This window comes from Halobacillus sp. A1-3, assembly GCF_050971765.1.
Taxonomy (GTDB): Bacteria; Bacillota; Bacilli; order Bacillales; family Halobacillaceae; genus Halobacillus; species Halobacillus mangrovi_B.
Genome location: NZ_JBPCEO010000003.1, coordinates 409783 through 434395, shown reverse-complemented (window position 1 = coordinate 434395; position 24613 = coordinate 409783). Strand labels below are relative to the sequence as shown.

Below are 24613 nucleotides of genomic sequence, written 5' to 3'. Positions count from 1 at the left end.
CCTTAAAGACGGCTAGAGATATGGGGATTAACATTTTCTAGATGTGTTAATAACTAGCCACCATTAAAATGTGGATAGTGTTTATAACCTACTTTCCCCCTTTATAGTGAGCAAGTGTGACTGTGGATAAATTAAACGATCGGTAGAATCGGGGCATAAGTCTTATCCGTTTTTTCCTTTTTCTTCACTTTTTCTAAAGAGACTTCAATTTCCGGCGTACCATGTACACCTGCTGCAACTTCATATTTGTTAAAGACTAACACCAATTTTCCTTCATTGACGTAGAACGCAGTATCTTCCCTTACTTCCGTAAAATTTTGTAAGTTAAAAGTATCCTTATCTTGCGCCATTTGAGCTTTTACCTCTTTATTCAAACGATCCATGTGCACGTAATCTTTTAATGAATGGATCTCTCCGCCTGGCTCATCAGAAAAGTTTATAGATGTTACTCTTGAATGGTACTGATCCCCTTTGGAAATATTCGTGGTCATCACTACCGAATAAAATTCTTTATTCTTAAAAACAGAGGATTCCTCATAATAAAGAATCGGAAATCCCATTACTTCACTGGCTTCTCTCTGCACACTTCTAAGTGTATTTTTCAGCTTTAAAACGATTTTCATATTCACTTTCTCTTGAAGTTCTTTATTTTCAAGATGGTCAAACAGTGGGTAATCTGCGTGTATTTCCCAGTCTTGTGTAATTTGATCTTTATGTCTGATTTGGTAAAGACTTTCCGCATGCACTAAGCCACCCTGATTAAATAAAAGGAAGCTTATAATAGCGATCAACAATAATCTCAATGCTAATCCCTCCTGTTTCCTTAGTTTGACCCAATTAATTAAAACTAAAGGAAGGAATCAAAAATATTGTTAAAAATTTTTTTTAAAAAAGGGATTGTAAATGAGGAAAATTTTGTTACAATAAATGAAATTTTATCTAAGGGGGGGAGCTTATGATTCGCAGACTAAATCAGAGGGATGACCCAGCATGTCAAAACCTTTTATCGAAGAAACCTGCTGAAAACCTGTTTATCATTGGGGACATTGAGAATTTTGGTTATGAGCAGGATTTCCAAAAACTCTGGGGAGAGTTCAACGAACAAGATGAACTCATTGCCATCTTACTAAAATACCGCAGCAACTACATCTGTTATGCGGAACAGGAATTTGATGCTGAAGGATTTGCAGAAATTATCAACAATGACCCTGAATTCAAAGAGCTTTCAGGGCTAGAGGAAATGACTGAAAAAATTCTCCCTTACATCAAGCGCCCTTCATTAAAAACTCGAACTCTTTACTATGCGAAATGTGAAAAAACAATGGAAACTACACCCGACGTTTCAGACGTGCGTCTTGCGAAGATCTCGGATGTGCCAAAGATTGTTGCCTTACAGGACAGTATTTCAGAATTTGAACCGGACAGCACGAGAGCTGACGGTTTGAGAAAAGGAATGCAGAATGGTTCTTCCCGCACATTTTATCTTGAACGGGACGGTAAAATTGTCTCTTCTGCTTCCACTACAGCAGAGAACTCAAAATCTGCTATAGTGGTGGGAGTTTGTACAGATGTGAATTATACACAGCGCGGGTTTGCCAGCCTATGTATGACAAAACTTTGTGAGGAACTCTTATCTGAAGGAAGAATGCTTTGTCTGTTTTATGATAATCCAGCAGCAGGAAGCATTTATAAACGAATTGGCTTTGAAGACATTGGCAAATGGATGATGCACATCTTCGAGCCTGTCCATCAGAAAGCATAAAAAAGGTGCCTTTTTGAAAGGCACCTTTTCTTATTATTCAATAAAGCTCTTATCGACTAGACCTGTAAGATCTGGTTTTTCTTTTAAGAAACCAAGGTCATAGGAGGAGTTTGCAAAGTCCTGCAAGTGCTTCTCTTCCACATCATAAGTGAATTCGATACGATCCCAAGCATTGTCGATGACTTCTTGAGACAACTCTTGATCTGTGATGTCTTTAATTTTCTTAGTCGCAATCTGTTTTGCTTCTTCAGGGTTTTCCTGAATAAATTCAGTTGCTTGTTTATGAGCATCGACGATGTTCTGAACCATTTCCGGGTTGTTTTTCACAAGATCCTGAGAAGTTACAAATACAGCCGCAGGCAATGTTTCACCGTAGGCTACGTTTGGTGTATCCACTAGCACTTCCCCATTTCCTTCCGCTTCAATGGAAGAAGCCCATGGTTCAGGAACTGTTGCAACATCAACTTTTCCTGTTTCAAAAAGACTTGCGTATGTCGCTGGTTTCCCTGTCACGTGCTTCATCTTTCCACCGATACGGTCGGAAGTAATACCGTATTCTTCTTTCATCATCGTTTCAAACTGTACATCATGTGTGCACCCAACTCGAGGTGAGATGAAAGTTTTTCCAGCCATATCTTTCGGTGACTCAATATTCGCTCCGTTTCTAGCCATAATAACTGTGCCACCTGTTGATCCAGCTGCAACAACATTAATTTTTGCACCGCTTGTAAAGTGGTTCATCGCAGGTCCTGGTCCGACAAGCCCTCCCTGGATATCTCCAGTTTCAATAGCCGTCATAAAAGAAGAACCATCAGGGAAATACTGGTAGTTCACTTTTGTTCCATCAGGCAATGTTTCTGTATATAAATCTTTCTCTTCAGCCACCATTCCAGCTACGTGGTTAATGTTTGGAAAATAACCGATCGTAATTTCTTTCGCACCTTCCCCATTGGAACCTGCGCCAGCACTTTCACCACATGCAGAAAGGAACAGACTCATCGCTAAGATTACCATTCCATAAAAGATTTTTTTCATTTAACCTCATCTCCCATCCTATGTTTTTAATAATCCCCAACGCTTCATAACATTCTTTTCTAACTTCGAGAAAACGATTTGGTCGACGATCGCACCAATGACACCGATAATGATAATGATTCCAATCACTTGATCCATTCGAGCGTAATCCTGTGCATAACGGAGCGAGTATCCTAGTCCGGGACCGTTACTTAAAAGTTCACCAGCCATAAGTGCTCGCCAGCTGAAGGCCCATGCTAGCCGGATGCCCGTGATAAAATAAGGAACACTAGACGGCACCTCTACCCTGAAAAAAAGAGGAACTCCGTTCGTCCCCATGGTCCTTGCCGCTCTCACTAACTGTGGGGGTACACTATGGATTGCAGATCTCACATTCAGCGCCATGACGAATGTACCACCGAGCACTACGACGAATACAACAGCAAACTCAGAAAATCCAAATAGCATGATCGCAAGCGGCACCCAGACGATACTTGGTATACTTTGAAGAGCGATTAAGTACATGCCCGCTGTTTCATCAGCTTGCTTTGATTTTCCAAGAATGACACCAATTGTTGTACCAAAAAGAATCGCTAATGAGAGACCGCTGAATAAATGCTTAAAGCTTGCGCCAAGCGCCTTAATTAAATCCCCGCTTGAAAAACCTTCATACAGCGCACCAGCTACTTTTATAGGTGATGGAAAAACGATATCTTCAAAAATGTTGGCGGTAAAAACCAACTGCCAAATCCCGAGTATAACAACTAAAAATAAAATTCTTTTAATGACTACCTTCATGACTCAGCTCTTCCTTCAACACTTTATTGATCTCACCTTCGAGAAGGTTCATGACTTTCTTCTCTAGTTCAATCACCCGATCATCATCCCGTTTTCTCGGTCTAGGAACATCGATTTTGAAGTCAGCGATAATTTTTCCTGGACGTGTTCCCATGACAATGACTCGATCAGATAATTTAATTGCTTCTTGAATACTATGCGTAACAAACAGAATCGTTTTTTTCGTTTCCTGCCAGATCTTCATTAGTTCTTCGTGAAGAATGTGCCTCGTCTGCTCATCTAAAGCACCGAATGGTTCATCCATCAAAAGCACTTTTGGATCCATCGCAAGTGCCCTCGCTATTGCCACCCGCTGCTGCATACCACCTGAGAGTTCATGAGTATAATTTTCTTTAAAACGGCTAAGATGAACCATTTGTAAAAATTGATCCGCCCGCTTCGATGCTTCTTGCTTGGATAACTGCTGTTTTAAAGGAAACATAACATTTTCTTTTACATTCAGCCAAGGAAACAGGGAAGCTTCCTGAAACACCATACCTCGATCAGGTCCAGCTTTCTTGATTTCTTCGCCTTCTAACTTGATGGAGCCTTCTGTTACCGTTTCAAGTCCTGCGACCATCGAAAGCAGTGTAGATTTTCCACATCCTGAAGGTCCAAGAAGCGAAACGAATTGGTTTTCTTCGACTGTAAGATCAATATCTGAAAAGACTTCAAATCTGCCTTCTTCTTTGTCATTAAACGTCTTACCGATTTTATCCATCTGTAAAAACAAGGTCATCATCCTTATTACCATAATTCCTATAAAAATAGTATGTTTTGAGTATAGTAATAAATTATACATACATTCGAAATAGTGTGTCAACTTAAAATCGGAGATTCTTTTTGACAGTGCAAATCCTTGAATTCCTTAAGAAAAATTCCGCATAGGCCCAGACTGGGTGGAAGCGCTTAATCCTTTTGGAGCATTTTTAAATTATAGTTTTAAAATGAGGGGTTACGTGATAAACACATTATAAGAAAGGATGGGATAGAAATGGATCGACTAATCTTTATTCAAACAGGAATGGGCACTGACGTACACGGGCAAAACATTACGAAAGCTTCCGTACGCGCCGTGAAAAATGCGATTCAAAACAATTCAATGCCTGGAATTAAGGCGGCCCTTCCTGAAAATTCTCTTGATAATATGAAAGTAAACGTCAAATTGGCAGTACCTTTTGATCACGATCAAATTAAATATGAAGAAATTGAAAAAGTCATTCCTTACGGGGAAGTCAATGTGGAGGTTCATGATGGCGGCATGAGAACAACGAGTGGAATCGTGCTGGAAGATCATAATGATGATAACGACCAAATGTATATCGTCAATGCCTCTGTGGAAGTAGGCTATTAAAGATTAAAAAAGGGCGGCCTGATAGGCTGCCCTTTTTCTTTTGTCATTAGAGTGTTTTAGTAGGCTGAATCAGATTCATCCTCTTCGGCTTCATCCATATGATCCATATACTTATCATAGTGAACGTTTCGTTCAAATTTTACATCGTCGGCTCCGGTATATCCATTCATATCTGTTGAGACGAATGGTTCGAACTGTTCGACGTATCCTACACCATCTTCACTATCCATATTGGATGACCCGTCATAGGTCATACTTGTCTGATTAAATGAAGCCACCTGTTCATAGGCATTTTGCTCATTGTACTGGGGATCATCTGTATCGCGGCCATAGTTGTCCTCTAATTCACTTAGTACTTCTTCCTCTATTGGATGATCCGTTGACACGTCCTGGTTTGGTGATGCTTCAGCAACGGTTCTTGCTGTTGGAAGAGCTTCCAGGCGCTCATCAGAGATTGGCTGACCTGTTTTTTCACATATACCGTAAGTTCCTTTTTTCATTTGATTCAAAGAATACTGAATGTCAGACAGTTCTTCTTTCAAATGTCCAAGCAGCGCGATATCCTTTTCGCGCTCATACAGTTCCGTCCCAGAATCAGCCGGATGGTTATCATACTGTGACAGCTCACCAGAGGCCATATCGCTTGCCAAGCCTCGCTCCATACCAAAGTTTCCTTGCTTGATTAGTCGTTCCTCTATTTCGCGCTTTCTTTCTTCTAGTTGTTTTTTATAGTGAGTATAATCCATGATGTTCCACTCCTATTTGATATTCTTCTTTAGTGTGGCTCATGGAATAGACACTATACAAAAAGGAACGCTCTCATAAAGAGAACGCTCCTTTCTTCACTTATTTCCTTAGTGCCTGTAAGAAATCTTCCTTCAAATCCTCAACGTCTTCTAATCCGATGGAAACACGGACAAGACCATCTGTGATGCCAAGCTCAGCCCGACGTTCTTTTGGAATTGAAGCATGTGTCATCATCGCTGGAACAGAAATAAGGCTTTCGACAGCGCCAAGGCTTTCAGCCAAGGTGAAATAGCGTACGTTACGCAAAACTTGATCCGCTTTTTCGCCGCTTCCTACATCAAAAGAAATCATACCGCCGTTTCCGCGTGCTTGATTTTGATGAACATCGCTTCCTTTATGGGCTTCCAGACCTGGATAGTAAATGTTCGTCACTTCAGGCAGATCTTCAAGAAACTCGACAAATTGACGGGTGTTTTCTTCGATTTCTTCCATGCGGATACCGAGGGTTTTGATTCCGCGCATCAATAACCAGGAGTCCTGTGGTCCTAAAATTCCTCCCGAAGAGTTCAGCACAAAGTGAACATCCTCTGCCAGTTCTTCAGAATTGACCACGACAAGTCCCGCGACGACATCACTATGACCGCCAAGGTATTTCGTGGCACTATGAAGGACAATATCGGCACCAAATTCTATCGGGTTTTGCCAGTAAGGCGTACTGAACGTGTTATCAACAATGAACATTAAGTCTTTCGATTTGGCGAGCTCTGATACTTTTTCCAAATCCGTAATCTTGAGTAATGGATTTGTCGGTGTTTCTACGTATATCGCCTTCGTTCTAGCTGTAATCGCATTTTCGATATTTTCTATATCGCTCGTATCAACGAAACTTGCTTCAAGACCGAAGCGGTTAATGACTTTTGATACAAGGCGATACGTTCCACCGTAAACATCATCGGTAAAAATAACGTGGTCGCCATGGTTAAATGTCATGAGTACTGCTGTAATTGCCGCCATGCCGGAACCGAAGGCAAATCCGCGGTGTCCGCCTTCTAAATCCTTAATCAGCTCTTCTAATGCAAAACGAGTCGGATTTCCCGTTCTGGAATATTCATACCCACGGTGCTTTCCCACACCATCCTGGGCATACGTGCTTACTTGATAGATCGGCACCGATACGGCACCCGTCTTTTCATCTCCGGTTATTCCACCATGGATCAGTTGTGTTTTCTTTCTCATAGCATTCACTCCTCATATATACCTTGACTCAAATACCTTTCACTGCTATCTGGAAAAATTGTAACAATCTTAGCTCCTGGCTTTGCTTGTTTTGCTTCCCTTAGAGCCGCTTCAAACGCAGCGCCTGATGAACTTGCGACTAGTAATCCTTCATTCAAAGCCAGTTCTTTTACTCGTTGAAAAGCGATCTCATCTGAAACTGTGTGAATGGCATCAAAATAGGAAGGATCCATATAAAACGGCAAAAATTCCATTCCGATACCTTCTGTCTTATGCGGTCCTGGCTTTCCGCCATTCAATATCGATCCCTCAGGCTCAACAATCACAGTCTTTATATCCTTATTTTGTTCTTTCAAATAACGGGATGTTCCCATAAACGTACCACCCGTTCCCGCTCCGGCAATAAAGATATCAATTTCCTCATTAAGATCACTGTAAATCTCCGGACCGAGTGTTTCATAATACGCATCCGGATTGGCTTGATTATTGAATTGCTGGGGACTGAAAGAATTAGGAATTTCTTTACACAGCTCTTCCGCTTTTTTGATTGCACCTTTCATACCTTTTTCAGTCGGCGTGTTGATGACCGTCGCTCCAAGAGCTCGCATCAGTTTCTGCTTTTCCTGACTGAATTTTTCAGGCGTAACGAAAATCACTTTAAAGCCTCGTCCGACTGCAGCCAAAGCTATGCCAATCCCCGTGTTCCCAGCCGTCGGCTCAATCAGCGTTCCACCGGGCTGCAGCATGTTTCGATTTAATGCGTCCTCAATCAGTTTTAAACCCAGCCGGTCTTTGATGCTACCGCCTGGGTTCATGAATTCAAGCTTGGCAAAGATTCGTGCTTGATTCGGGATTTCTGAATGAGTGAGTTCGATCATAGGCGTATGACCGATCAAAGATTGGACATCTTTTACGAAACTCATCGCATTCTCACCCTCCGATTTTATTGGAAAACTTCCGTCCATTCATCGCGCTTATTCAGAAGTTCACGCGCAAGCTCTTGAGCTCCTTCTAAGCTGTGGCTTGCCGCAAAACCACACTGAACTTCGTTGCAGGCTGGTACTTCATCTGCCTCAAGAACATCGTTCAGTGTCTTTTCGATGACATCAAGAACGTTGTCGTAGCTGTCATCATTTAAGATTGCAATATAAAAGCCTGTCTGGCAGCCCATAGGGCCAATGTCAACGATACGATCATGATGGTTACGACTGTTTTCAGCCATCAAGTGCTCAAGAGAGTGAAGAGCAGGCATATCCATATGCTCTTTGTTCGGCTGCTTAATTCGAAGATCGTATTTATAAATTTTGTCGCCTTTATTTCCCTCAGTTACACCTACAAGACGTACGTACGGAGCCTTGACTTTCGTATGGTCTAAGTTAAAGCTTTCAACGTTCATTTGTGTCATGCCATCATTCTCCTTTTTTTGCCTGGATCAGCCAGGCGTATTTGTTCAGTTGTTTAAAAGATACCTCAAATCCATGCTCTAAAAACACCTCTCTTAGTTCTTCGAGATACGCATAGTATTCTTCCTGCAAATCTTGCGCTAAATTTAAAAATCCAGCTTTTTCGGCATCTTTAATCAACTGCTGTTTATGAGCTTCATCCTTGAACAAGGTATCAATGAAGATCACCTGTCCATCGGGCTCTAATTGTTGTTGGTATTTCTCGATCGCCAGCTTCTTTTCATCCGTAGTTAAATGATGAAAAGCAAACGAGCTGATAATTGACCTGATCGGTGTCAGCAATTGCGGGTAGTCTATAAAATCCCCGTCATAAATCGCTGCTTCCGGGCATTTGACGTTGGCAATTCGGCGCATCTCCTTTGAAGGCTCAATGCCGAAAACGACTTTATTCTGATTGATGATTTTCCTCGTCAGATTCGCTGTTCCTACTCCGAACTCCATGACAGGAGATATCGATAATTCCGCTAGTTTTTCAAGCATCTCTTCATATCCTTCAAAAACTTCACGGTACTCCGGATCGTTCCCAGAAACCGTATCGTCATAGGAACTCGCCCATTTATCAAAAAGGTCAACAAACTCTACACCCATTTGGTTCAACCCCTTAATATTTATAATTCCTATCAATTAACTAGGAATTACATGTATAATGTATCATATTTCATTACAAACCTCAATGGTATAGATTATGACCTATTTTTGGAAAAGTGAATGGGTTTGCCTATTGTGGCGCGGTTTATCAGCGAAAGTCGGGATTTATCAGCGAAAGTCGGGATTTATCAGCGAAAGTCGGGATTTATCAGCGAAAAAGGCAAAGGGAACTCCCTTTGCCTTTTCTATTTCCTGCGACGTCTTGGACGTTTCTGTTCAACAGGTTCTTCATCCCTTTTTCCAGGAGAGAGGGTCTCTAGTGAACGACGCTCAAGTTTCTGCTGTATTAATTTTTCAATATCGCGAAGGGCTTGTTTATCTTTTGGAGCGGCGAATGTAATCGCTAATCCTTTTCCTCCTGCTCGTCCCGTTCTGCCTATCCTATGGATGTAGCTCTCCGGGTCTTGAGGAATATCATAGTTAAAAACGTGGGTCACACCTTCTACGTCGAGACCTCTGGCTGCGACATCGGTTGCAACAAGATACTGGATCTTTGCTTCGCGGAAACGCTGCATGACCTTTTCCCGTTTTGCTTGAGATAGATCTCCGTGGAGCTCATCTGATTCAAAGCCGCGGCTAACGAGGGCTTCGTTTAGTTTCTTTGCTCTTCGTTTCGTCCGGCAGAAGATCACGGCAAGAAACGGACGGTGCTCGCTCATAATTGTAATCAACGTATCTTGTTTCGCCCTGTCTGTTGTTTCATACACCATCTGCTTAATTCCAGTTAAAGTGACTTGTTCCGCTTTCACTGTCACTCGTTTCGGTTCACGCAGGAATTTTTTCGCAAGAGACTGGACTTGGTGGGTAATCGTTGCAGAGAAAAGCAAGGTTTGTCTATCTTCAGGTGTCTTTTTTAAGATCTCCTGGACATCAGGCAGAAAGCCGGCTTCCAGCATTTGATCTGCTTCATCTAAAACAACTTGCTGTGCCGCATCTAAAGAGACGGTCTCCCTTCTCATGTGATCTAAGAGCCGGCCTGGTGTTGCAATAACAATGTGGGCCTTCCCGTTTAATCGGTGGGCTTGTTTTGCGACATCCTGGCCTCCATAGACAGCTAAAACTTGGACAGCTTCTGGCTTTAGCTTTTCTACTTCGCGGGTAATTTGCAGAGCAAGTTCTCTCGTTGGCGTAACTATCAAGCCTTGTACGTAATCTTTGGCTGGATCGACTTTTTCTAATATCGGCACCACAAAAGCAAACGTCTTACCTGTCCCTGTCTGCGCCTGGGCAATAACGTCATGACCTTTTTTCACTAAAGGAATGGCTTGTCCCTGAACAGGTGTTGGCGTGGCGATTCCTTGATGCTTCAATTTTTCTATAAGAACAGGAGATACTCCTATTTCTTCAAATGAAGGATTCATTGTAATTCCCTTCTTCCTAATTAGACTATGCCTTGCAATTATACAGGATTGTGTACACTTATGTACGGAAGTATACAAATAGAGCGAAAGAATTCTTAAATAACTAGTCTATCTCCCCCTCATCTAACTCCCTACACGAAAAAAGACTGCCTGGAATCCAGACAGTCTTCCTACATTACACATCTTTTTTAGAAATGTACCAGTCGATGTATTCAATGCCTTCTTCTTCAGCACGTGCAGCGGCTTCTTCCTGCGACTTCGGCGGTGATACGACAGCTTTGTCGCCTTCTGTCCAGTTAGCGGGTGTAGCGACTCCGTGTTTATCTGTCGTTTGCAGGGCTTTTACAAGACGAAGGATTTCCTGCATGTTCCGGCCTGTTGTCAATGGATAATAGATGATTGAACGGATTTTTTGTTTGTCATCGATGACAAAAACAGCGCGACTTGTCTCCACCTGGCTTTCGCCTGGCATAATCATTCCGTACTTCATCGCTACTTGTTTATCGAGATCAGCGATGACTGGAAATTCAATGTTCGTATTGAAGTTTTCTTCAATGCTTCGGATCCATGCGATATGGGATGGTACACTATCCACACTCAATCCAAGCAATTCTGTGTTCAATTCTTTCAACTCTGGATAGATTTCCTGGAACCCCACAAATTCAGTCGTACATACAGGCGTAAAGTCAGATGGGTGGGAAAAGAGTACAAGCCACTTGCCTTTATAGTCCTTCAGTTTAATATTTCCTTGACTGGTCGCTGCCTCAAATGATGGAGCATCATCGCCAATTCTTGGCATGGTATATTGCTCTTGCTTCGTTTCTGTCTGTTCCATGTTTCATCCTCCTTGTTGATATTGAAATACTCTCATAGGTACTCGTACCACGTGAAAAATAGATTAATCCTGAAAATGTTAAGAATGAATCTAAAGTCATATCCAATAAATTCCTTCCTTTGTTTCTCATGACAACGTTTCATTCCCCATATATATGTAAGAGATCAACTAGGAGGAGGCTATCATCCATTGAATATACAAGTAAGAAGTGGAGATACACTCTGGTATTATTCCAACCTCTTTAACATACCGCTCCAGCTTATTTTAGATTCTAACCCGCAAGTGGATCCTTCTGGTCTAATGATTGGCCAAACTATTAACATTCCCGGTTATCAAACCACTACCTATACCATTCAACAAGGAGATACTTTTTGGAAAATTGCCAGCCAGCGAAGGTTGTCCGTTGATGCTTTAGCTCTCTTGAATCCGAATGTAAATCCCAGGCAGCTGCAGATCGGACAGACCATTCGCATTCCTGTTCGAGTCACTTATCGAGTGGTAGACGGGAATCAACCGTATGACTATCAGCTTTTACTAAGAGACCTCAACGACCTTACGGAAATCTATCCTTTTGTCCGTGCAGAAACGATTGGGAAAAGCGTTATGGGAAAAGACCTGACAGAGCTTCAAATTGGCCGTGGCAATAAAATTGTACACTGGAATGGTGCGTTTCATGCCAATGAGTGGATAACAACAGCTGTCATTATGCAATTTTTGAATGATTACTTACTTGCTTTGACGAATAAAGAAACGATTCGCGGCTTAGATGTCAGCCCCTATTATGATCAAGTCACCGTTTCTATTGTACCTATGGTTGACCCCGACGGAGTAGATCTCTCCTTAAATGGTCCGCCGCAAGGCCGTTTTGGAGAAGAAGCGTTACGATTTAATAATGGAAATACAGACTTCTCAGGCTGGAAAGCGAATATCCGCGGTGTTGATTTAAACAACCAATATCCAGCCAAATGGGATGTTGAAGCGGCAAGGAAACCGAAGGAACCTGCGCCAAGAGACTTTCCAGGCTATCAACCTTTGACAGAACCAGAAGCAGTGGCAATGGCTGAATTAGCAGGAAAAAGACAATTTGAAAAGATGCTTGCCTTTCATACACAGGGTGAAGTTATTTACTGGGGCTATGAAGGACTGGAACCTCCCCGTGCTTTCACAATTGTGCAGGAATTTCAGCGGGTGAGCGGCTATGAACCGATCCGGTATGTGGATAGTTATGCGGGTTATAAAGATTGGTTTGTCAAAGTTTATCGCAGACCTGGGTTCACAGTTGAACTTGGCCAGGGCGTAAACCCGCTTCCTCTCTCCCAGTTCGATGAAATTTATCAGGAAACGCTTGGTATTTTCCTCGCCAGTCTTTATATGTAAAGGAATTTGAAAAAGTTTTGTGAGGAAGATGATTCAGATCTTTCACTTTAAGCTCCCTCTGGTAACAAAAAAGAACAGATGCCTCCGGGAGACATCTGTTTCTTTATTTAACGGATTCCATATGACCTTTATGTTGTTCGATGATCTTAACAGCACGATCGTATTGTTCTTCCTGGACTTGAAAATGGAGGATATGTGTTAAATGCTTTTGATCATTTAATGGATCATTATCGGTCTCCAGAGCACCTACAAAATTAGTTGTGGCTCCTGCTGTTCCTGAAGAGCTCTGTAGGGGAATTACCATAGATAAATCTCGATCCTCAGGAATCGCCTCAACCATCTCATTTTCAATCGTTAACTTCTGCAGCTCGGCTTTTGCACTTTCTGCGTCGTTTTCATTTTTGAAAAAAGCTTCCACGTGTTTTGCCATTTTACCCCATCCTTCTCAGTTTTTGTTGTACTTTTATATTAGCCTTTTCACAAAATCTCAAACGTTGCGATAAGCGGATAACATGTAAAAAAGGACTGAATCGTTGGTATGATTCAGTCCTTTTCTTCTATTCATAAAGGTGACTTTTTGCCAGTTCCAGTTGATTAGCTACTTGTTTAAACCCAGTCCCGCCTTCGCTGTTTCTCGCAGCCACGACTTGTTCTGGTGCAAGCTTTTCATAAATGTCTTCTTCGAAAAGCTCTGAAAACTGCTGGTACTCTCCGATAGATAGATCCAGCAGGTACTTTCCTTCCTCAATGGCATAGAGCACGATTTTTCCAATAACCTCATGGGCCTGACGGAAAGGCATTCCTTTCACAGCTAAATAATCGGCAATGTCAGTGGCGTTCGAATAATCCTCTTTCACGGCTGTTTTCATTTCGCCTTTCTTCACTTCCATGGAAGCAAGCATCGGGGCAAGAAGGGAGAGCGCTCCTTCCAATGTATCTACGGTATCAAACATACCTTCTTTATCTTCTTGCATATCTTTGTTATACGCGAGCGGCAAGCCTTTCAATAAGGTTAAGAGCCCCATCAGGTTGCCGTAGATTCTGCCGGTCTTTCCGCGCAAAAGTTCAGGAACATCCGGGTTTTTCTTCTGAGGCATAATGCTTGAACCTGTACAGAATTCATCATCAAGTTCAATAAAGTTAAATTCCTGACTGCTCCAAAGAATCAGCTCTTCCGAGAGTCGGGAAATGTGTGTAATTAATATAGAAGAAATGGATAAAAATTCGAGAATAAAATCACGATCACTCACGGCATCTAGGGAATTCGGATATACCTTTTCAAAGCCTAGAATATCAGCAGTCATTTGACGATCGATATCATAGGGTGTACCTGCAAGGGCAGCTGCCCCAAGCGGCGACCAGTTGATACGCTTCAAGCTGTCTTGAAGGCGTTCTTTGTCACGTTCAAACATCCAGAAATACGCAAGTAAATGATGACCGAACGATATCGGCTGGGCACGCTGTAAATGCGTATAGCCTGGAAGAATTGTGTCTACATTTCCTTCCGCTTGAGTGACGAGCGCTTCTTGCACTGCCCCCACAAGCTCAATCAGTTCTTCCGTTTTTTCACGCATATACAAATGCATATCTGTGGCTACCTGATCATTCCGGCTTCTGCCTGTATGAAGCTTCCCACCGACTGGACCAATCTCTTCGATTAACAGTTTTTCGATGTTCATATGAATGTCTTCATCAGCAACGGAATATTCCACTTCACCGTTTTCAATCTTTCCCTGGATCGTGTGCAGACCTTTGATGATCTGATTCTTTTCTTCATCGGTGATAATGCCGCAATGGCCGAGCATCTCAACATGAGCGAGGCTCCCCTTGATATCCTGGAGAGCCAGCTTTTGATCAAAACCGATCGAAGAGGTGTACTCTTCGACCAGCTTATTGGTTGGTTTTGTAAAACGTCCGCCCCATAACTTACTCATGAGCGCTCACCGGCGCTTTTTCTAACAGTTTCTCTCCTTTATGCACGTCGGCATGCACTTTCGTCGGAAGTCCCCAAAGCTTGATGAATCCAACAGCAGCGTTGTGGTCGAATGCATCCTCTTTGGAATACGTGGAAAGCTCTTCGTTGTAAAGGCTGACTGGAGATTTCTTCGCGATAACGTTGTGGTGACCTTTGAATAACTTCACTTTTACCGTTCCTGTTACAACTTTTTGTGTAGATTCAACGAATGCAGACAATGCAGGTTGAAGCGGTGAATACCATAGGCCGTCATAGATGATTTTAGAAAGCTGTTGATCCACATTTACTTTGTACTGGGAAACTTCACGCGTAAGGGTTAAGAACTCCAGCTCTTTGTGCGCATTAATTAAAATCATGGCAGCTGGGTTTTCGTATACCTCTCTTGATTTGATACCGACGAGACGATTTTCCGTGTGATCGATACGTCCGACACCATGCAAGCCGCCAAGGTCATTCAGCTTTTCAATTAATGGAACAAGATCCATCGGTTCACCGTTTAGAGCTACAGGCTTTCCTTCTACAAAATCGATATCAAGCACTTCTGGTGTATCCGGTGTTTTTTCGATTGGATTCGTCCAGGCGTACGCAGCTTCTGGCGCTTCCTTCCATGGATCTTCCAGTACTCCTGCTTCGCAAGCACGTCCCCAGATGTTTGCATCAATGGAAAAAGGATTTTCCAAGTTAACTGGAATTGGAATACCTTTTTCTTCTGCATAGATGATCTGCTCATCACGTGTCATGCCCCACTCACGAACCGGAGCAATAACTTCAAGGTTCGGATTCAGCGCTTGAATGGAAACTTCGAAACGCACCTGATCATTTCCTTTTCCGGTACAACCGTGAGCAACGGCAACAGCGCCTTCCTGTTCGGCCACTTCCACTAATAGTTTAGAAATCAATGGACGAGATAGTGCAGAAGATAATGGATACTTCCCTTCATACAATGCATTCGCTTTAAGGGCAGGCATCAAGTATTCCTCTGCCAAAAGCTCTTTTGCGTTTACCATGATGGCTTTAATCGCTCCAACATCAAGCGCTTTTTGACGAATCGTTTCCAAGTCTTTTCCTTCCCCTACATCAAGTCCAAGGGCAATTACATCATATCCGTATTTTTCTTGAATCCATTTAATTGAAATTGATGTGTCCAATCCACCTGAATACGCTAATACTACTTTTGGTTTTGTCATAACAAAATGCCTCCTTATATATTCTCAAACATGTAAATTATAAATTTTGGCGAGAGCTCCGGGTTGGCTTAGAATTCGAGTGGTTCGGAATGAACCCTGTCCTTAAACGATAAAAATCCGCCTCCTACCTAATGGGTAAGAGACGGATCTATTTATAAATTATCCGCGGTGCCACTCTCATTGTCTATCAATCTAGACCAACTCGACACTGATAACGGGAGCTCCCGGTTCAAGCTACTATGATTCACTGAACTTCTCTGAAGTGCGTTTCCGTATGAACTCATCATCAGGCTTCCACCAAATCCTGACTCGCTGTTAGATTTCACTCACACGTACTTTCTTCGTCATCGAATGTATTTTTATTATTAATTGTTTATAATTATACAAAATATACAGAGGAAGTCAACAAGCAAATCTAAAAAACTTTTATTTTTATTTTGTAAGATTTACTCACAAATTACGAGGTTCTGCATATAGAAAAGAGCAGCTCCCGCTTTAACGGAAGGCTGCTCTTTATCGAATGAGTATTCATTTTATAAGATATAGATAACGATTGTCCCAAGTAAACCAGCCATCGTAACGTAAAACAACATAGGAATCAGCGTCAGGCGTATGATCGTTCCTTCTTTTCCAACCATATTCACAACAGAGGCTGCTGCCACGACGTTCAATATGCATACCATGTTTCCGGCGTTAGAACCCAGGACCTGAAGCGCGACGACTTGCTGAGCATTTATACCGATCTGATCGGCCACACTGAATTGAAACAGTGAAAACATCATGTTACTGAATGTGGCACTACCTGAAATGAAGGACCCAAGCGCCCCGATAATTGGTGCAACGAGCGGCCAGGCACCACCGACTCCTTCAGAAACCATTATGGCAAGTTCCATTGGCATACTTAACAAGTCCGCTCCATTTACTCCAGAATTGATAAAAATTCGAACCATCGGTACTGCTGTACCAAGCGCGATGACACTACCAGCCATTGCTTGTGCAGATGTATTAAATGTTGCCATGACTTCTTTCTTGTTCATTCTGTGATAAAAAATGGTGATTAGAATTGCAGCAAGAAAGATCGTCCCGGGCAAATAAAGCGGATCAAAAGAAGTAGAAATATTTGTTCCTAATATCGTTTCCCAGCGAACTTTTACAGACATTAGCATTTCTTTGAGCGGAAGCACATTCAACCGTGTCAATACGAGAAGAACGGCCACAATTACATAAGGAACCCATGCTTTATAAAGAGGCATCCGCTGAATAGCCGCACTTGCTTCTTTCGGCATCTCTTCTTTTTCACTATCCCCAAAATCCCAAGGTTCTTCTGGGAGCAAAAATCCTTTCATTGCAGCTGGCACGACAATCGCCAGGCCGACAAGTCCGCCTATGATAGACGGAAACTCTGGTCCGAGAAACGTCGCCACGATAAACGCTGGAATGGTGAAACTCACTCCTGCAAACAGTGAGAATTTCCATAAGGCCAAACCTTCTTTAAAAGAACGATTTTCCCCGAATAGTTTTGTCAGCATAAGAACAAGTACAAGCGGGATAAAGCTACCGATAAGAAGATCGATCATAACCGCAGACTGAGCCACACCTTGAATGTATTCCCCCATAGGCTGGGTGCCAAGTACCTGTTGAACTTCAGGTGCAATATCCGCCCCCTGCCGCAGCCCCTGATCAACCCCGACTATTAAAGGAGTCCCAACTGCTCCGAAGGATACGGCACTGCTATCTGCGATCAAAGCAAGAGAAACAGCAGCAAGTGGTGGAAAACCGAGCGTCAATAAAAGTGGAGCAGCAATCGCAGCCGGGGTTCCAAAGCCAGCCGCTCCTTCAATAAAGGATCCGAACAACCACGCAATGATAATCAGCTGAACCCTACGGTCTGCGGTGACTCCTGAGAATCCACTTCGAATCGTCTCAAGCGCACCGCTATTTTTCAATGTATTCAATAACAGAATCGCTCCAAACACGATCCAAAGGATAGAAATTGCGATCATTCCGCCCTCAAGGGAAGCGGCTGCGACTCTGACTATTGGTACTTTCCATACCGTGATGGCCAAAACAGCTACAATAGCGAGACTAATCGGCATGGCTTTTACTGCCGGTAAACGGAATAAAACCAATAATATAAAAACTGCCAAAACCGGCATTAGCGCAGTCAATATTTCCAAGACATTCACAGGATCACCCCACATTTGTTGTTACTTTCATTATACGGGAAATTGTGATGAATTTGGTGTCTAATTTGTGAAATATTTCACAATATAACTTCTTAATCTATATTTAAGATGCTGTAAGGTCTTTTAAGATTTCAAAATATCTTGGGATTAAGATTAACCAGGAGCCCCATGACATAAGATGATCTTATAGCCTCACTCTCTTTCGTAACCTTTGATTTCCTTTTCCGTAGAACCATGTTAAACTAATGGGTGGTTAAAATAAGTTAAATAACAGAATACAAGTCCGCATCAATGCGGGAGAGGTTCTAGCGACACCCTCTATAAAAAACTAAGGATGGAACTATACCTTGCCTTAGGTATAGTTTTTTATGGTTTACGGGTGTGTAGAATTCTCTTTTTCTAGATCGAAAGGAGAATTTTTTATGGAAAAAAATAATAAAGCTGTCGTTGTGTTCAGCGGCGGACAAGATAGTACCACATGTTTGTTTTGGGCGTTAAAAAAATTCGATCATGTTGAGGTCATCACGTTTGATTATAACCAGCGCCATAAAGAAGAAATTGAAGTGGCAAGAGAAATTGCTGGTGATTTGAATGTGAAACACCACGTTCTCGATATGTCGCTATTAAATCAACTGGCTCCAAATGCATTAACACGCGATAACATCGAAGTAAAAGACGGCGAAAATGGCGAACTTCCTTCAACGTTTGTTCCAGGTCGTAACTTGCTGTTTTTATCCTTTGCGACGATTATCGCGAACCAAATCGGTGCGAAGCATATCGTAACAGGGGTCTGCGAAACAGACTTTAGCGGATACCCAGATTGCCGCGACGTTTTTGTAAAATCCTTGAACGTTACGTTGAATCTATCAATGGATGATCAATTCGTTATCCATACGCCATTAATGTGGCTCGATAAAGCTGAGACGTGGGAAATGGCTGATGAACTGGATGCCTTCACTTACGTCCGTGAAAAAACACTTACGTGCTACAACGGTGTTAGAGGCGACGGATGCGGCGAATGTCCGGCATGTCAGCTGCGTCAGAACGGGCTTGAGACGTACCTGGAAAAACGGGAAGAGGTGAGCCAGTAATGTTCGGATTCACCATTGTAGAAAACTTACAGAAGATTGATGAGGACATCAAACGCCACGAGTTGAGATATCACAACAAACGTGTGATGGTCAGCAAAGAATTCACGTTTGATGCGGCCCACCACTTGCACTGTTACGAAGGTAAATGTAAGAACCTGCACGGCCATACGTATCGCGTCGTCTTCGGGATCAGCGGATTCACTGATGACATTGGGATTGTTATGGACTTTGGCGATATCAAGGAAATTTGGAAAGAGCAAATCGAAGTTCACCTGGATCACCGCTACCTAAATGACACGCTGCCAAATATGAATACGACAGCTGAGAATATGGTCGTGTGGATCTATGAAAAGATGGAAAAAGCGTTAAACGGTCACCCGCAAAATTGCCGAGTGGAGTTCGTTAAACTCTATGAAACTCCGACGAGTTATGCGGAAGCTAGACGGGAGTGGATGACCCATGAATAAATTTCCAGTCTTAGAGATTTTCGGCCCAACCATTCAGGGTGAAGGCATGGTCGTCGGACGGAAAACAATGTTTGTACGAACAGCTGGCTGTGACTATAGCTGTGCCTGGTGTGACTCTGCATTCACATGGGATGGAAGTGCAAAGGATGAAATTGAGCGTCTGACAGCTGACGAAATTATAGCTCGACTTAAAGAGGAAGGCGGCGACAAGTTCGACCATGTCACGGTCTCTGGCGGGAACCCTGCCCTTTTGAAGCATTTGCACGAGCTGATCGATCCTCTTCATGAGCAAGGCATTGAAGTGGCACTCGAAACACAAGGAAGCCGTTGGCAGGATTGGTTTACTTCTGTTGATGACCTGACGATTTCTCCAAAGCCTCCTAGTTCTAAAATGAACACGAACTGGATCGTCCTGGATGAAATTGTGGCACGTCTGAAGGATAATGGACGTCTTTCCAACTTGAGTTTGAAAGTCGTTATTTTTAATGACGAAGATTTAACTTATGCCGAAGAAGTCCATGAGCGCTACCCTGATGTTCCGTTCTTCCTGCAGGTTGGAAATGACGACTTAGAAGAAGAGAAACCTACGAACCTCGCCAGTCATCTCCTCGACCAATATGAATGGCTGATTGATAAAGTGGTAGACTCTGAGAAATTGAATCATGTCCGCGTTCTCCCTCAGGTCCACGCACTCGTCTGGGGCAACAAACGCGGCGTGTAAATAGCGGAGGCACTTTTAAACTAATTAGCATTAATTACCACCTCAGGTCATCCAGAATCTGGATGACCTGAGGTGGTTTTATTTTCCAAATAAAAAGGTGCCTGAGTATAGGCACCTAAGTATCTTCTTTACCTTATTTTCTTTTTGTCATAGTGGTCTTTGACTACAACGGCAGCGTGTACGGCTCCTGGTACATAAAAGATCAATGTTAGAACCAAGTTCAATAGAGCTTTCATCGGCTTTCCAGTAAGTAAAACCGCAAGTGGTGGAAGAAAAATAACTAAAATATACAACATAACCTAGTCGCTCCTTTATTGTGTCTGTCTATTTATTCATACCCTTTTAGAGCTATAACTTAACTCATTTTTCTACGGCGCTGGTGCCAAAGCGTAATTTCGAGAGCTGCTATACAAGTGGCAAGCCAGGCAAGTCCGAATAAAAAGCCTGCAATGATATCCGTAAAGTAATGAACACCGAGATACACACGACTCAAGGCTACAGCAAGAATCAAGAGCCCAAGTAAGCCATTAAACAGCCACTTCCATCCTTTTTTTAACGGACTTATGACAATCAAATAAATAATAAATCCATAAAACACTGTTGAGCCTGTAGTATGTCCACTCGGGAAACTGAAGCCAGTTCCGTCATATTCATTTAATACTTCCGGACGCTGTCTTTCAAAAATCAGTTTTAACATCTTGGTAAGCGCACTAATTCCAATCATGTTAACCGCAAAGTAAACACCTACCCAACGGCTGAACGGAGAAAAGAACAGCAGATAAACAACCAAAGCTATGGAGGCAATCGTTATCCATATTACCGATCCCGCTTCCGTTATCCATCCCCATGTCTGATCAAGCCATGGTGTAGTAATCCCCGTCACAAAATTAATCGCTGCTTTATCGATATAGAATTTCTCTTTTTCCATTACTTCCGATGCTAACTCAAAGAAAAAATAGAAAGCACCGCCAATTAATATGAAACCTGCTAATATGATGGCAATGGAAGCTTTAGAAAGATCAGATACCTTTGTTCCTGAAAACAACATCTTCGATCCACCTCTTGTTCGTTATTCACTTTATGTTCCCTTCCCTGCTTAAACCATTACAAAACGGATACAGGAACACCAGTTCAATAAAAAAAGCCCTCTTTTAAGAGGACTTTTAAAACGTTTATCCTTTCCCCTCAGCTTTCCTATTAGAAAAACGATAGGCAAAGATTTTACCGGTAAAAGAGGCCAGCACTTGCTGGAATAACATTCCGACGATCACCGGCACCGCCACAGGCGGCGGGAAATAAGCTATGGCGATAACCGCTCCACCACTGATATTCCGCATTCCGCTGTTATAAGTAAGTGAAATAACACTTTCATCATCGAGTTTAAGCAATTTACCTGTTAAAAATCCGATGAAGTAAGCAGACATCGCTATAAGGCATACAACAACGGCAACCAATACGAGTTTGGCGTTAATGTTTTTAAAGTAGGGAGCGACTGCTGAACTATTAATCGTGACCACCGCCCCTATCCCGAGCTTCGTAAGGGGAGCTAGATTCGCTTCGAGCCGTTGTGTCATTTCTTTTTTAGCAAACTGGTTAACCGCCATCGCAACCAAAGAAGGAATAACTATCATCCATAATAGTCCCGTCATAATCTCCTGCACGTTCATCTCGACAGCATTTCCGACAAACACCTTCATCATTAAAGGGACAGCTAACGGTGAAATTAGTGTATCCACAAGAATGATAGACAAAGTGAGAACGACATTACCTTTATAAATGGAGACCCAAATTAAAGACGTAATCCCTGTTGGAATCACAAACGATAATACAAGTCCGATGGTAGAATAGGTATCCTCGCCAAAGATAATGGAGCCAACGCCGAGCGCAATAAGAGGCATAACAAAGTGAAGCACCCCAATACATGCAAGCATACCAACCGGATGTCTAATCACCTTTTTCAAATCGGTAAAATTCGAAGCGAGGCTTCCAGCAAAGGTCATCACCGCAAATATCCAAGGCACTAGAAATACAAGTGATTCGAACCAATTTGAAAAAACGACACCGATCACAACGGCGCTGGGAGTAAGGTATGGCATGATTTTTTGTAAAAAACGATTGAAGGTCTGAATCACAAAGAAAGACTCCCTTATGTAAGAAGTCCTTTCATTATAACGCTTTGAACAATGGATACCAGTCATTCGTATCCCTGATTTCTAAGATCATCGTGCATGCATTCTTAAATAACGATCTATAACTATACAACCTAAAAAAAGATCAATGCACTGGCAATAACCACAACCGTCCCCACTGCTACAACAAGGATGGCCCCACCAACACCTCTAACCGTCATATCCCTGCTGAAGTTCTTCAAATCTTCTTTATTGGAGCGATCAATTTTTCTAATACGTAATAGGAAACCGATGTTCACCCCGATTAATGCTCCAATATGATTTCCCATAGTAGGATGATACTTAGAAGGAAGAGGCATAAAGAAAGCCATTAGCAATAAAAGACCAGCAAATACCAGTAATGAGATCCCTATTTTCATCTGCTTATTCCACTGCTTTTCCCCTATTTTCTCACGCTCGTATCTTTGAATTCGTCGATTAATTTTGAGACCGATGATCTTTCCTGTTCGCCACTGATAAAATTGCATGCTTACAATGACAAGCAAAGCGATCACGATCCCTAAAAGCAGCCAATGTGGAGGCAGTTCCATACGCAGGTAAGTCTCAAACCCTGCTAACAAGGCAATAAGAAAGACGTTTAAAACCAGCCATTGCTTCCACCGTAACTTCTTTACTTCTGATTTATCCAAACTCCCACCCTCTCCATTTCCAACAACTAACAGTTACCAGGTAAATTACCCCATCCGCCCTTTTAAAAATCTCCCTCCTGAATAGGACAATTTAGTCCGTACATAGGAATAGGTAAGGACAGGAGGATGACCTATGGAAATCGCATTGACAGTTGGCGGCTCGATCTTACTTGGCTCTTTGGTCGGTTACAAATTTGGTGCGAGCAAAAAGAAAGAATCGTATTCCATTCACTATTTCCTCTCAAGGAAAACATCTCCTCAGCAGGAAATTGTGGATACGATTCAAAGCGCAGAACATACAGTGGATGTCGCTATCTTCCTTTTCACCAATAAAAACATCGTTGCAGAGCTCTGTCAGGCGGCGAAACGCGGGGTAAAAGTAAGAGTGTTTACAGATCGGAAGCAGCTTAAAAATTCCCAAGTGCAATACGATAATATGAAGGAAATGGCTCAGTATGGAGTTAAGATCAGAACAAATACACATGACGGAACGATGCACATCAAAATGTTAATCGCAGACCAGCAAAAGGCTTTAGTTGGTTCCTACAACTTCACGAATAACGCAGAGAAAAAGAACGATGAAATCCTTCTTTCCATCAACAATGAAAAACAAGCCGTTAAGCTTACAAATATCTTTCAAGATTTGTGGGAGGACGGCATCAACTACGAGTATCCTCAAGATGAAAAGCATGTTTCAAGAAGGCTTTCAGCTTAGCTGAGCCTTCTTTTGAGCTGGTTTGACATTCTGTGGATGAAATCTAACGATAAAGCATTAAACTGGTTTGCTTTTTCAATATTACAGACATGGCCACACTCAGGAATTTCGACTAACTCAGCTGCTTCCTCTTTACGGACATGCTTGCGGATGCCATCCAAAAACATATGGTCTTCTTCCCCGGAAATATAAAGCTTTGGAATGTTGTTCTTTTTCTTACGCAGCCTTTCATAGAGCAAGTAAGAATCTCTGACAGAAAACAGCCAGGTCAAATACGCCTGTCTGCCCAGCTTTAGCGCCTCTTTAATAAAGACGTTCCTCGACTTTTTATGATTCTTCTTCGGCATAAGAATATAAGCGAAACACGTGTAAGGAAACATATAAGGAAGCATATTTCTTATTGGAAAAGAAAGACTTAACCTCCCCAATGCTTCTCCCCACCAGAGCCACTTCCCGACAGCTCCTGATAAAATCATGGATTGGATACGCGCAGGATACTCGTCAGCCATATGCTGAATGACAAGCGTTCCCAGGGAAACACCGAGGAAATGCGCTTTCCTGATATGAAGGAGATCCATCAGCTCAATGACTTTTCTTCCTGTAAAGTTTAAAACAGGTTCTTTATCACAAATCGGGGAATCACCATGTCCAGGAAGATCCACAAGCAGTAAATTATAACGATCTTGAAACTCTTCCATTTGCTTATAAAAGATTTTGTGATTTCCGCCAAATCCGTGAAAAAGAACGACCCACTCTTGACTATGATTCGTTCGGTAAACTTTATGACTCAAGGGCCTTTCAACATTGTTTTTCATATGG

Annotated in this window: 27 protein-coding genes, 1 riboswitch and 1 other annotated feature; of the genes, 7 read left to right on the top strand and 20 right to left on the bottom strand. The window is 42.4% G+C overall.

What is annotated here, in order from left to right; genetic code table 11:
- Window positions 1-131: 131 nt before the first annotated feature.
- Window positions 132-803, bottom strand: a complete 672-nt coding sequence (locus tag ACRYKC_RS07650) for a DUF3298 and DUF4163 domain-containing protein (protein ID WP_433806144.1) — start codon at window positions 801-803, stop codon at window positions 132-134.
- A 152-nt stretch (window positions 804-955) separates the two neighbouring features.
- On the opposite strand from ACRYKC_RS07650, the gene ACRYKC_RS07645 reads away from it, so the two are divergent.
- Window positions 956-1762, top strand: a complete 807-nt coding sequence (locus ACRYKC_RS07645) for a GNAT family N-acetyltransferase (protein WP_433806143.1) — start codon at window positions 956-958, stop codon at window positions 1760-1762.
- 33 nt (window positions 1763-1795) lie between these two features.
- On the opposite strand, the gene ACRYKC_RS07640 is transcribed toward ACRYKC_RS07645, so the two are convergent.
- The 3 genes from ACRYKC_RS07640 to ACRYKC_RS07630 are packed head-to-tail and all read right to left on the bottom strand — an operon-like array spanning window position 1796 to window position 4346.
- On the bottom strand, window positions 1796-2797 hold the full coding sequence (locus ACRYKC_RS07640; RefSeq protein ID WP_433806142.1) for an ABC transporter substrate-binding protein: 1002 nt from the start codon (window positions 2795-2797) through the stop codon (window positions 1796-1798).
- Window positions 2798-2815: 18 nt separating this feature from the next.
- A complete protein-coding gene (locus tag ACRYKC_RS07635) occupies window positions 2816-3574 on the bottom strand; it encodes an ABC transporter permease (RefSeq protein ID WP_433806141.1) in 759 nt (252 codons plus the stop codon).
- Window positions 3558-4346 (bottom strand): ABC transporter ATP-binding protein, encoded by a 789-nt coding sequence (locus ACRYKC_RS07630; RefSeq protein ID WP_433806140.1) that lies wholly within the window; start codon window positions 4344-4346, stop codon window positions 3558-3560. Before ACRYKC_RS07630 ends, ACRYKC_RS07635 begins: the two co-directional genes overlap by 17 nt.
- A 261-nt stretch (window positions 4347-4607) precedes the next feature.
- On the opposite strand from ACRYKC_RS07630, the gene ACRYKC_RS07625 reads away from it, so the two are divergent.
- Complete coding sequence (locus ACRYKC_RS07625) at window positions 4608-4967, top strand: Lin0512 family protein (protein WP_433806139.1); 360 nt, start codon at window positions 4608-4610, stop codon at window positions 4965-4967.
- Window positions 4968-5023: 56 nt separating this feature from the next.
- Here ACRYKC_RS07625 and ACRYKC_RS07620 read toward each other — a convergent pair whose 3' ends face one another.
- The 7 genes from ACRYKC_RS07620 to ACRYKC_RS07590 all read right to left on the bottom strand — a co-directional run bounded on the left by ACRYKC_RS07620 (window position 5024) and on the right by ACRYKC_RS07590 (window position 11257).
- Complete coding sequence (locus ACRYKC_RS07620; RefSeq protein ID WP_433806138.1) at window positions 5024-5713, bottom strand: TraR/DksA C4-type zinc finger protein; 690 nt, start codon at window positions 5711-5713, stop codon at window positions 5024-5026.
- Between the two features lie 100 nt (window positions 5714-5813).
- Window positions 5814-6950, bottom strand: a complete 1137-nt coding sequence (locus tag ACRYKC_RS07615) for a bifunctional cystathionine gamma-lyase/homocysteine desulfhydrase (RefSeq protein ID WP_433806137.1) — start codon at window positions 6948-6950, stop codon at window positions 5814-5816.
- 5 nt (window positions 6951-6955) lie between these two features.
- Entirely contained in the window at window positions 6956-7873 is a 918-nt protein-coding gene (locus ACRYKC_RS07610) for a PLP-dependent cysteine synthase family protein (RefSeq protein WP_433806136.1), read from the bottom strand.
- Window positions 7874-7893: 20 nt separating this feature from the next.
- On the bottom strand, window positions 7894-8355 hold the full coding sequence (locus ACRYKC_RS07605) for an S-ribosylhomocysteine lyase (protein WP_433806135.1): 462 nt from the start codon (window positions 8353-8355) through the stop codon (window positions 7894-7896).
- Between the two features lie 4 nt (window positions 8356-8359).
- Window positions 8360-9001, bottom strand: a complete 642-nt coding sequence (locus ACRYKC_RS07600) for a methyltransferase domain-containing protein (protein ID WP_433806134.1) — start codon at window positions 8999-9001, stop codon at window positions 8360-8362.
- A gap of 245 nt (window positions 9002-9246) precedes the next feature.
- Entirely contained in the window at window positions 9247-10422 is a 1176-nt protein-coding gene (locus ACRYKC_RS07595; RefSeq protein ID WP_433806133.1) for a DEAD/DEAH box helicase, read from the bottom strand.
- A gap of 175 nt (window positions 10423-10597) precedes the next feature.
- Complete coding sequence (locus ACRYKC_RS07590; RefSeq protein ID WP_433806132.1) at window positions 10598-11257, bottom strand: peroxiredoxin; 660 nt, start codon at window positions 11255-11257, stop codon at window positions 10598-10600.
- Between the two features lie 189 nt (window positions 11258-11446).
- Here ACRYKC_RS07590 and ACRYKC_RS07585 point away from each other — a divergent pair, with 189 nt between their 5' ends.
- The gene (locus ACRYKC_RS07585) at window positions 11447-12634 is read left to right on the top strand and encodes a M14 family metallopeptidase (RefSeq protein ID WP_433806131.1); all 1188 of its coding nucleotides are present in this window, start codon (window positions 11447-11449) and stop codon (window positions 12632-12634) included.
- Window positions 12635-12737: 103 nt separating this feature from the next.
- Here the strand turns inward: ACRYKC_RS07585 and ACRYKC_RS07580 are convergent, their stop codons facing one another.
- The 4 genes from ACRYKC_RS07580 to ACRYKC_RS07565 form a co-directional block, all read right to left on the bottom strand.
- Complete coding sequence (locus tag ACRYKC_RS07580; RefSeq protein ID WP_433806130.1) at window positions 12738-13064, bottom strand: hypothetical protein; 327 nt, start codon at window positions 13062-13064, stop codon at window positions 12738-12740.
- Between the two features lie 127 nt (window positions 13065-13191).
- A complete protein-coding gene (argH, locus tag ACRYKC_RS07575) occupies window positions 13192-14568 on the bottom strand; it encodes an argininosuccinate lyase (RefSeq protein ID WP_433806129.1) in 1377 nt (458 codons plus the stop codon).
- Complete coding sequence (locus ACRYKC_RS07570; protein ID WP_433806128.1) at window positions 14561-15796, bottom strand: argininosuccinate synthase; 1236 nt, start codon at window positions 15794-15796, stop codon at window positions 14561-14563. The genes argH and ACRYKC_RS07570 overlap by 8 nt, the downstream gene beginning before the upstream one ends.
- 135 nt (window positions 15797-15931) lie before the next feature.
- Window positions 15932-16153 (bottom strand) — a binding site (T-box leader).
- Window positions 16154-16329: 176 nt separating this feature from the next.
- Entirely contained in the window at window positions 16330-17982 is a 1653-nt protein-coding gene (locus tag ACRYKC_RS07565; protein ID WP_433806127.1) for an L-lactate permease, read from the bottom strand.
- Between the two features lie 293 nt (window positions 17983-18275).
- A riboswitch (PreQ1 riboswitch) is annotated at window positions 18276-18320 on the top strand.
- A gap of 84 nt (window positions 18321-18404) precedes the next feature.
- Between ACRYKC_RS07565 and queC the strand changes: the two genes are divergently transcribed.
- Genes queC through queE form a run of 3 tightly spaced genes read left to right on the top strand, consistent with a single transcriptional unit; the run spans window position 18405 to window position 20261 of the window.
- Window positions 18405-19073: a 7-cyano-7-deazaguanine synthase QueC gene (queC, locus tag ACRYKC_RS07560; protein ID WP_433806126.1), complete on the top strand. Its 669-nt coding sequence runs from the start codon at window positions 18405-18407 to the stop codon at window positions 19071-19073.
- Window positions 19073-19540: a 6-carboxytetrahydropterin synthase QueD gene (queD, locus tag ACRYKC_RS07555; protein WP_433806125.1), complete on the top strand. Its 468-nt coding sequence runs from the start codon at window positions 19073-19075 to the stop codon at window positions 19538-19540. Before queC ends, queD begins: the two co-directional genes overlap by 1 nt.
- Complete coding sequence (gene queE, locus ACRYKC_RS07550; RefSeq protein ID WP_433806124.1) at window positions 19533-20261, top strand: 7-carboxy-7-deazaguanine synthase QueE; 729 nt, start codon at window positions 19533-19535, stop codon at window positions 20259-20261. The genes queD and queE overlap by 8 nt, the downstream gene beginning before the upstream one ends.
- A gap of 128 nt (window positions 20262-20389) precedes the next feature.
- Here the strand turns inward: queE and ACRYKC_RS07545 are convergent, their stop codons facing one another.
- The 4 genes from ACRYKC_RS07545 to ACRYKC_RS07530 form a co-directional block, all read right to left on the bottom strand.
- On the bottom strand, window positions 20390-20557 hold the full coding sequence (locus tag ACRYKC_RS07545; RefSeq protein ID WP_433806123.1) for a YqaE/Pmp3 family membrane protein: 168 nt from the start codon (window positions 20555-20557) through the stop codon (window positions 20390-20392).
- 59 nt (window positions 20558-20616) lie between these two features.
- Complete coding sequence (locus tag ACRYKC_RS07540) at window positions 20617-21309, bottom strand: phosphatase PAP2 family protein (RefSeq protein WP_433806122.1); 693 nt, start codon at window positions 21307-21309, stop codon at window positions 20617-20619.
- A gap of 124 nt (window positions 21310-21433) precedes the next feature.
- Window positions 21434-22393, bottom strand: a complete 960-nt coding sequence (locus ACRYKC_RS07535; RefSeq protein WP_433806121.1) for a bile acid:sodium symporter family protein — start codon at window positions 22391-22393, stop codon at window positions 21434-21436.
- A gap of 131 nt (window positions 22394-22524) precedes the next feature.
- The gene (locus ACRYKC_RS07530; protein WP_433806120.1) at window positions 22525-23079 is read right to left on the bottom strand and encodes a hypothetical protein; all 555 of its coding nucleotides are present in this window, start codon (window positions 23077-23079) and stop codon (window positions 22525-22527) included.
- A 133-nt stretch (window positions 23080-23212) separates the two neighbouring features.
- Here ACRYKC_RS07530 and ACRYKC_RS07525 point away from each other — a divergent pair, with 133 nt between their 5' ends.
- Entirely contained in the window at window positions 23213-23794 is a 582-nt protein-coding gene (locus ACRYKC_RS07525; RefSeq protein WP_433806119.1) for a phospholipase D-like domain-containing protein, read from the top strand.
- On the opposite strand, the gene ACRYKC_RS07520 is transcribed toward ACRYKC_RS07525, so the two are convergent.
- Window positions 23791-24609, bottom strand: coding sequence for an alpha/beta fold hydrolase (locus ACRYKC_RS07520; RefSeq protein WP_433806118.1), 819 nt, complete (start codon window positions 24607-24609; stop codon window positions 23791-23793). The two genes, ACRYKC_RS07525 and ACRYKC_RS07520, sit on opposite strands and share 4 nt — an antisense overlap.
- Window positions 24610-24613 lie beyond the last annotated feature (4 nt).

Excerpts from the sequence above, each read along its gene's own strand:
- ACRYKC_RS07645 (WP_433806143.1), top strand. The coding sequence starts at position 956 with ATGATTCGCAGACTAAATCAGAGGGATGACCCAGCATGTCAAAACCTT.
- ACRYKC_RS07640 (WP_433806142.1), bottom strand. The coding sequence starts at position 2,797 with ATGAAAAAAATCTTTTATGGAATGGTAATCTTAGCGATGAGTCTGTTC.
- ACRYKC_RS07635 (WP_433806141.1), bottom strand. The coding sequence starts at position 3,574 with ATGAAGGTAGTCATTAAAAGAATTTTATTTTTAGTTGTTATACTCGGG.
- ACRYKC_RS07625 (WP_433806139.1), top strand. The coding sequence starts at position 4,608 with ATGGATCGACTAATCTTTATTCAAACAGGAATGGGCACTGACGTACAC.
- ACRYKC_RS07620 (WP_433806138.1), bottom strand. The coding sequence starts at position 5,713 with ATGGATTATACTCACTATAAAAAACAACTAGAAGAAAGAAAGCGCGAA.
- ACRYKC_RS07615 (WP_433806137.1), bottom strand. The coding sequence starts at position 6,950 with ATGAGAAAGAAAACACAACTGATCCATGGTGGAATAACCGGAGATGAA.
- ACRYKC_RS07610 (WP_433806136.1), bottom strand. The coding sequence starts at position 7,873 with ATGAGTTTCGTAAAAGATGTCCAATCTTTGATCGGTCATACGCCTATG.
- ACRYKC_RS07605 (WP_433806135.1), bottom strand. The coding sequence starts at position 8,355 with ATGACACAAATGAACGTTGAAAGCTTTAACTTAGACCATACGAAAGTC.
- ACRYKC_RS07600 (WP_433806134.1), bottom strand. The coding sequence starts at position 9,001 with ATGGGTGTAGAGTTTGTTGACCTTTTTGATAAATGGGCGAGTTCCTAT.
- ACRYKC_RS07595 (WP_433806133.1), bottom strand. The coding sequence starts at position 10,422 with ATGAATCCTTCATTTGAAGAAATAGGAGTATCTCCTGTTCTTATAGAA.
- ACRYKC_RS07590 (WP_433806132.1), bottom strand. The coding sequence starts at position 11,257 with ATGGAACAGACAGAAACGAAGCAAGAGCAATATACCATGCCAAGAATT.
- ACRYKC_RS07580 (WP_433806130.1), bottom strand. The coding sequence starts at position 13,064 with ATGGCAAAACACGTGGAAGCTTTTTTCAAAAATGAAAACGACGCAGAA.
- argH (WP_433806129.1), bottom strand. The coding sequence starts at position 14,568 with ATGAGTAAGTTATGGGGCGGACGTTTTACAAAACCAACCAATAAGCTG.
- ACRYKC_RS07570 (WP_433806128.1), bottom strand. The coding sequence starts at position 15,796 with ATGACAAAACCAAAAGTAGTATTAGCGTATTCAGGTGGATTGGACACA.
- queC (WP_433806126.1), top strand. The coding sequence starts at position 18,405 with ATGGAAAAAAATAATAAAGCTGTCGTTGTGTTCAGCGGCGGACAAGAT.
- queD (WP_433806125.1), top strand. The coding sequence starts at position 19,073 with ATGTTCGGATTCACCATTGTAGAAAACTTACAGAAGATTGATGAGGAC.
- queE (WP_433806124.1), top strand. The coding sequence starts at position 19,533 with ATGAATAAATTTCCAGTCTTAGAGATTTTCGGCCCAACCATTCAGGGT.
- ACRYKC_RS07545 (WP_433806123.1), bottom strand. The coding sequence starts at position 20,557 with ATGTTGTATATTTTAGTTATTTTTCTTCCACCACTTGCGGTTTTACTT.
- ACRYKC_RS07540 (WP_433806122.1), bottom strand. The coding sequence starts at position 21,309 with ATGTTGTTTTCAGGAACAAAGGTATCTGATCTTTCTAAAGCTTCCATT.
- ACRYKC_RS07525 (WP_433806119.1), top strand. The coding sequence starts at position 23,213 with ATGGAAATCGCATTGACAGTTGGCGGCTCGATCTTACTTGGCTCTTTG.
- ACRYKC_RS07520 (WP_433806118.1), bottom strand. The coding sequence starts at position 24,609 with ATGAAAAACAATGTTGAAAGGCCCTTGAGTCATAAAGTTTACCGAACG.